General features: G+C 70.5%; 6 protein-coding genes, 1 tRNA gene and 1 pseudogene. 4 read left to right on the forward strand and 4 right to left on the reverse strand.

The window, feature by feature from the left end:
• Window positions 1-17: 17 nt before the first annotated feature.
• Window positions 18-91: transfer RNA gene (locus AB0C16_RS23530), tRNA-Leu, on the forward strand.
• Between the two features lie 62 nt (window positions 92-153).
• Window positions 154-261: pseudogene (locus AB0C16_RS23535) on the forward strand (helix-turn-helix domain-containing protein); the annotation flags it as partial.
• A gap of 206 nt (window positions 262-467) precedes the next feature.
• Here AB0C16_RS23535 and AB0C16_RS23540 read toward each other — a convergent pair.
• Entirely contained in the window at window positions 468-1,004 is a 537-nt protein-coding gene (locus AB0C16_RS23540; RefSeq protein WP_357686048.1) for a hypothetical protein, read from the reverse strand.
• Between the two features lie 228 nt (window positions 1,005-1,232).
• Here AB0C16_RS23540 and AB0C16_RS23545 point away from each other — a divergent pair, with 228 nt between their 5' ends.
• Together AB0C16_RS23545 and dapD are read left to right on the forward strand one after the other, a co-directional pair.
• Complete coding sequence (locus tag AB0C16_RS23545) at window positions 1,233-1,652, forward strand: pyridoxamine 5'-phosphate oxidase family protein (protein ID WP_357686032.1); 420 nt, start codon at window positions 1,233-1,235, stop codon at window positions 1,650-1,652.
• 37 nt (window positions 1,653-1,689) lie between these two features.
• Window positions 1,690-2,655: a 2,3,4,5-tetrahydropyridine-2,6-dicarboxylate N-succinyltransferase gene (gene dapD / locus AB0C16_RS23550; RefSeq protein ID WP_357686033.1), complete on the forward strand. Its 966-nt coding sequence runs from the start codon at window positions 1,690-1,692 to the stop codon at window positions 2,653-2,655.
• A 219-nt stretch (window positions 2,656-2,874) separates the two neighbouring features.
• On the opposite strand, the gene pyk is transcribed toward dapD, so the two are convergent.
• From pyk to AB0C16_RS23565, 3 genes are all read right to left on the reverse strand, one after another.
• Window positions 2,875-4,305 (reverse strand): pyruvate kinase, encoded by a 1,431-nt coding sequence (gene pyk, locus AB0C16_RS23555; RefSeq protein ID WP_357686034.1) that lies wholly within the window; start codon window positions 4,303-4,305, stop codon window positions 2,875-2,877.
• Between the two features lie 35 nt (window positions 4,306-4,340).
• Window positions 4,341-4,691: a DUF2784 domain-containing protein gene (locus AB0C16_RS23560; protein ID WP_357686035.1), complete on the reverse strand. Its 351-nt coding sequence runs from the start codon at window positions 4,689-4,691 to the stop codon at window positions 4,341-4,343.
• Window positions 4,688-6,000 (reverse strand): S8 family serine peptidase (locus AB0C16_RS23565; RefSeq protein ID WP_357686036.1); only part of this gene is annotated, 1,313 nt, incomplete at its 5' end. The genes AB0C16_RS23565 and AB0C16_RS23560, both read right to left, overlap by 4 nt.

Below are 6,000 nucleotides of genomic sequence, written 5' to 3' on the forward strand. Positions count from 1 at the left end.
ATACCCGGACATATGCCGCCCCGATAGACCAACCGGCAGAGTCGATGGCCTCAAAATCCATACAGTGTGGGTTCGAATCCCACTCGGGGCACTGACCGACCGCTCGGCCCACGGCCGGGCGGTTTTGTCGTACCGGCCTGCGACACTCTGCGCATGTTCAATCTCACTCTGCGTCGGCGAGCGCTGCACCTGCTGGCCTCCGGGCTCAGCGTCAGTGAGGTGAGCCGCCGGATCGGCGCCAACAGATCCACCATCCGGGAGTGGCGCGACAGGCCAGCCGCAGCGCGCTGCCGAGCGGCGTGCGCTGGTACGAATACCCCCGCTACCTGTTCAAGAACGAGTCGGCCGGCATTCTCGCCCTGTGCGGCGAGGCGCTCGACTTTCTCAACGTCGCCTGGCGGCGCAACAAGATCTCCGTCGCCCGCAGGTGTCCTCGCCCCACGGGTTCCCCGCGCTCCCGTGGCGCGTCAGCGGCGGCTGCGTCTGAGGGCGCCCAGTCCCAGGAGCGTCAGCGTGGCGGTGACGATCGCCGCCATGGCCCATCCGGCCTGCCCGACCGCTCCGCCGTACAACGGCGGGCCGAAGAGGGTGCCGAGGCTGCCGAGCTGTGTCACCGCGCCCGTGGCGAGCGCCGTACGGCTCCGTACGGCTCCGTGCGACGTCCGGGAGGACGGCGAAGACGGGCGGACACGGTGAGGCCGTTGAGGGCCAGCAGGAGGGCCGCAGAGGCCACGGCGAGGGGCACGGGGGCGCCGAGGAAGGCGCCTGCCGCGGCGAGGGGCGGGGGTGCCGGACGGGGTCGATGGGAGGAGGGTGTGAGCGGCGAGCGCGGACAGCAGGGCGAGGGCCGCCACCGCGAGGGCGGCGACCAGGGTCACTCCCGAAGCCACCCAGGCGGCGGTGGGCAGGGAGAAGCCGAACTCCGTCCCCATGTCGGCGAGGAAGGGCGCGAACCTGCCCAGCGCCATGGCGGCCGCGATGCCCCCCAGCAGGACGACGTACACGAAGCACCTCCGGGTTCGGGAGGCGCGACCGTCGTGGCGGCCCCGATCCTCGGCCCGTGGGCGACGCCTCTTGGGGATCCTTCGCTGGCATCAGCGTAGTGGCCGAACATATTCGGGCAAAGAGTTGACAGTGATGTCCGTGTATGCGGCTTATGTCGCAGCATGGCGCGGAGTAGGCGCCGGGAAGATCGGTGATGTACCGGAAAGAGACTCTGGGAGGTGGGCCCGATGTCGTTGAGCGTGGCAGCGCGTGAAGCGTTCCTGGCCGACTCGCACATCGCCGCGGTCGCCGTCGAGGCGGGCTCCGAGCGCGCACCGCTCAACGTCCCCGTCTGGTACGACTACAGCCCCGGCGGAGAGGTGCGGTTCCTGACCGACGGCGACTCGCTCAAGGCCCGGCTGATCTTCAAGGCGGGCCGGTTCTCCCTGCTGGTGCAACGGGCCAGCCCCACCTACCGGTACGTCTCGGTCGAAGGGCCCGTCGTGGGATCGGCGCCTACCACCCTGGACGAACTCGCTCAGATCGCGGCGCGCTATCTGCCGCCGGACGCGGTGCCGGGCTACGTGGACAGCTCGGACACGAGGGCGCTGGTGACGTTCCGGATGCGGCCCGAGCGATGGCTGTCGGCGGACCTGGGCGCCCTGTGACCGGTGACGACTCCCGGTTGACGGTATTTTGAGGCTCGTGACTGCTTTCGATCCCACCGTGACCGGCGCGCACGCCGTCGGACTCGCCACCATCGCCGCCGACGGCACCGTTCTCGACACCTGGTTCCCCGCGCCCGAGCTGGGTGACCCGCCCGTCGTCGGCACCGCGCGGCTCGACGCCGCCGAGGCCGGTGAGCTGGCCTCGCTGATCGGCTCCGACCCCGCCAGGGGCGTCGAGACGGTGGCGGTGCGCACCGGCATCGCCAAGCTCTCCGAGGCGCCGGTGGACGCGCACGACGCCTATCTCCGGCTGCACCTGCTCTCCGCCCGCCTGGTCCGGCCGCACGGGCTGAACCTCGACGGGGTGTTCGGGCTGCTGGCGAACGTCGTGTGGACCAACCACGGGCCGTGCGCGGTGGAGGGGTTCGAGCGGACCCGCCTCAGGTTGCGCGCCGCCAGGGGCACGGTGACGGTGTACGGGGTGGACAAGTTCCCGAGGATGGTCGACTACGTGATGCCCGCGGGCGTCCGGATCGCCGACGCCGACCGGGTCCGCCTCGGCGCCCACCTGGCCGCCGGCACGACGGTGATGCACGAGGGCTTCGTGAACTTCAACGCCGGCACCCTCGGCACGTCCATGGTCGAGGGCCGCATCTCCGCGGGCGTGGTCGTCGGCGACGGCTCCGACGTGGGCGGTGGCGCCTCGATCATGGGCACGCTGTCGGGCGGCGGCAAGCAGGTCATCTCCATCGGCGAGCGCTGCCTGCTGGGGGCCAACGCCGGTGTGGGCATCTCGCTGGGCGACGACTGCGTGGTGGAGGCCGGTCTGTACGTGACGGCCGGCACGAAGGTGACCCTGCCGGACGGCGCCACGGTCAAGGCCGGGGAGCTGTCGGGAGCCGGCGGGTGGTTGTTCCGCCGCAACTCGCAGTCGGGCGCGGTCGAGGCGGTGCGCCGCTCGGGTGGCGGCATCGAGCTGAACGAGGACCTGCACAAGAACTGATCCGCCACCCGGCGCCTCCATGAGACCCAAGGGCCACCAGCCTTTACGGCAGGCACGGGAAGGCCCACCCACCGCACAGGGCCGGGCCCCCTCCAGGGGCACGCTCCTCCGGCTCCCCGGCGGGCCGCCGCGACGCGCGCCCCGTGGGCCCCGTCCGTGGTCGAGCCGGTACCCGGTCCCACCCAGGTAGGGCGGGATCAGACGGGCAGGACCACCGGGTCAGTTGGCGTGGGAGACGGCCGAACCGATGGTGTGGACGCGGAGGGCGTTGGTGGAGCCGGGGGTGCCAGGAGGCGAGCCGGCCACGATGACCACCTTGTCGCCCTTCTCGAGCCGTCCGAGGGACAGCAGCGAGGCCTCGACCTGCCGCACCATGTCGTCGGTGTGGTGGACGAACGGCACCTGGAACGTCTCGACCCCCCACGTCAGCGAGAGCTGGCCCCGCACGTGGGCGGCGGAGGTGAACGCCAGCAGCGGGATGGGCGAGCGGTAGCGGGCCAGGCGCCGGGCGGTCTCTCCCGACATCGTGAACGCCACCAGGGCCTTGGCCCCGACGATGGCGCCGACCTCGGCCGCGGCTCGGGCGATGGCGCCGCCGGTGGTCTCGGGCATGCGGTCGAGCGTGTGGGTCGCGTGCAGCGAGGCCTTCTCGGCGGCGCAGGCGATGCGGTCCATGGTGGCGACGGCCTCGATCGGATAGTTGCCCACCGAGGTCTCGCCGGACAGCATGACCGCGTCGGCGCCGTCCATGACGGCGTAGGCGACGTCGGACGCCTCGGCGCGAGTGGGTCGGGGGGCGCTCATCATCGAGTCGAGCATCTGGGTGGCGACGATGACGGGGCGGGCCTTCTCACGGCAGAGCTCGATGATGCGCCGCTGCACGATCGGCACCTGCTCCAGGGGCAGCTCGACGCCCAGGTCGCCGCGGGCGACCATGATGCCGTCGAACGCCTCGACGATCTCGGGGAGGCGCTCCACGGCCTGCGGCTTCTCGATCTTGGCGAGCAGCGGGAGGCGGACGGCCTCCTGTTCCATGATGTTGCGCACCACGTCGGCGTCGGAGGGGCGGCGGACGAACGACAGGGCGATCATGTCGCAGCCGGTGCGCAGCGCCCAGCGCAGGTCGGCCTCGTCCTTGTCGGTGAGGGCGGGCGCGCTGACGTTGACGCCGGGCAGGTTGAGGCCCTTGTTGTCGGAGATCATGCCGCCGATGACGACGCGGGTGACGACCCGCTCGCCCTCGACGCGGGTGACCTCGAGCACGAGGCGGCCGTCGTCGACCAGGATCGTGTCGCCGGGGCGGACGTCGGTCGGCAGGCCCTTGTAGGTGGTGGAGACCTGCTCGCGGTCGCCGGGGACGTCTTCGGTGGTGATGGCGAAGACGTCGCCGAAACCGAGTCGTACCGGGCCCTCCTCGAATCTGCCGACGCGGATCTTGGGGCCCTGCAGGTCGGCCAGCACGCCTACGCCTCGGCCGAGGTCGGCCGCCACCTCCCTGACCCGGTCGTATACCTCTCTGTGCAGGTCATGGTTGCCATGGCTGAGGTTGAACCGTGCCACGTCCATGCCCGCGGCGATGAGTTCGCGGAGGCGTTCGGGAGACGAGGTGGCAGGGCCTAGGGTGCAGACGATCTTCGCGCGACGAGTCACAAGTCCTACCTTAATTGGTACAGACCACTTGGCAGTCACTGACGCCGCAGAACGTAGCCGACATAGGAGAACAGCACGACAACGGCGACGGCCGGTCGTGCCACATTCGTGTAATCCTCCGGGTAGACGACTCCCTCGATGTAGTGGTCGATGAACCCGGTGGCCGGCAGGCCCTGGAGCCCGGCCTTACGGCGGGCCCAGTCCTCGACGACGGTCAGCGGGCACTCGACGCCGGTGAAGATCGAGAGCAGCCCCCAGCCCACGACCGCGAGGTGGGCCCAGATCGTGCGCCGCCAGCGCCAGGCGACGAACCCGCCGAACGCCAGGTAGGTCAGGAATGCGAAGTGCACCACCATCGCGGCGTCCGCGATGAGGCGATACATCATGGTTCGACGGTAGCCGCCTGCCAGGCGTCGACGATGCCTCGGCCGAAAAATCCGTTCTTGGATTTGTCGCCCTCGCAGGTGTGGGTGTCGACCTCGCCGTAGACCTTGTACTCATAGGCCCGGGGCGACGGGCACGCCGTCCGCTTGGCCGTCTGGTAGAGGAGCCGTTCGACGGTGTCGGGGGCGAGGGTGACGCCGCCCTTGCCGGGTTTGCCGAAGCGGCTGATCAGGATGGCGGCGACGCCGGTGGCGTGCGGGGCTGCCATGGAGGTGCCGTCGAGATACTGGTAGTAGGAGCAGGCGCCGTCCTGGCAGTCGCGGACGACGTCGGCGGTCTTCGGCTGGCCGGAGCTGTCGATCTTGCCGTCGGCGCGGAGGGCGGCCTCGGGAGCGGCGGCCAGGATCGACCGGGTGGGCGAGCCGCCCTTTCCGTCGAGCACGTCGCCGCCGGGCGCGGCCAGGTCGGCCTGCTCGACCCCGTAGTCGCTGTAGATGGCCTTGCGTCCGGAGGGGCCGACGGCGGTGACGGAGATGACGCCCTTGGACTCGGCGGGCACGTTGAGGCACGAGTTGTCGACCCTGCGGATCTTCTCCGAGCCGCGCGGGTAGCCGGGGCTGTCCTTGTCGACCTCGGGTCTGCCCAGGTCGGTGGCGCCGTTGCCGAGGGCGGAGATGAGCGTCACGCCCTTGCCGCGGGCGTAGTCGACGGCCCGCTGCATGCCGGTGATGATCGCCCGCTGTTCGAGCCGCTCCTTCTCGCTGTCGGACCTGTTGTTCACGCAGTTGAACAGCCACGGGTCGACGTAGTAGCTCATGTTCACCACGTCGACGCCGATGTCGGCGGCGTAGGTGAGCGCGTCGAGGCTGGGCTTGAGGAAGAAGAAGCCGGAGTCCTGCCCGGCCCGGATGTTGACCAGCTGCACGCCGGGGGCGACGCCGGCGATGCCGATGTGGTTGAGCGGCGAGGCGATCGTGCTGGCCACGTGCGTGCCGTGGCCGTCGTCGTCCTGGTCGACGGGGTCCTTGCAGGTGCTGACCTCGCAGGCGCCGTCGAGCGTGTCGCCGTTCTCGTCCTTGGGCTTGTCGGTGACAAAGTTGCGGCTGAGCTGGCGGTTGAAGTTGGGGGCGATGTCGGGGTGCTTGCCGTCGATGCCGGTGTCGATGACGCCTACGAGCACCTTCCTGGTGCCCGGGACCTTGGTGTTCGCCCGGTCGGCGCCGATCATCCGCATGTCCCACTGGCGGGGCGCGAGCGGCTCGCCGGCCGGCTTCGCCCTCGTGATCGACGACTCGTCGGGGAAGGTCCCGG

This window comes from Nonomuraea sp. NPDC048916 (genome assembly GCF_040649575.1).
GTDB lineage: Bacteria > Actinomycetota > Actinomycetes > Streptosporangiales > Streptosporangiaceae > Nonomuraea.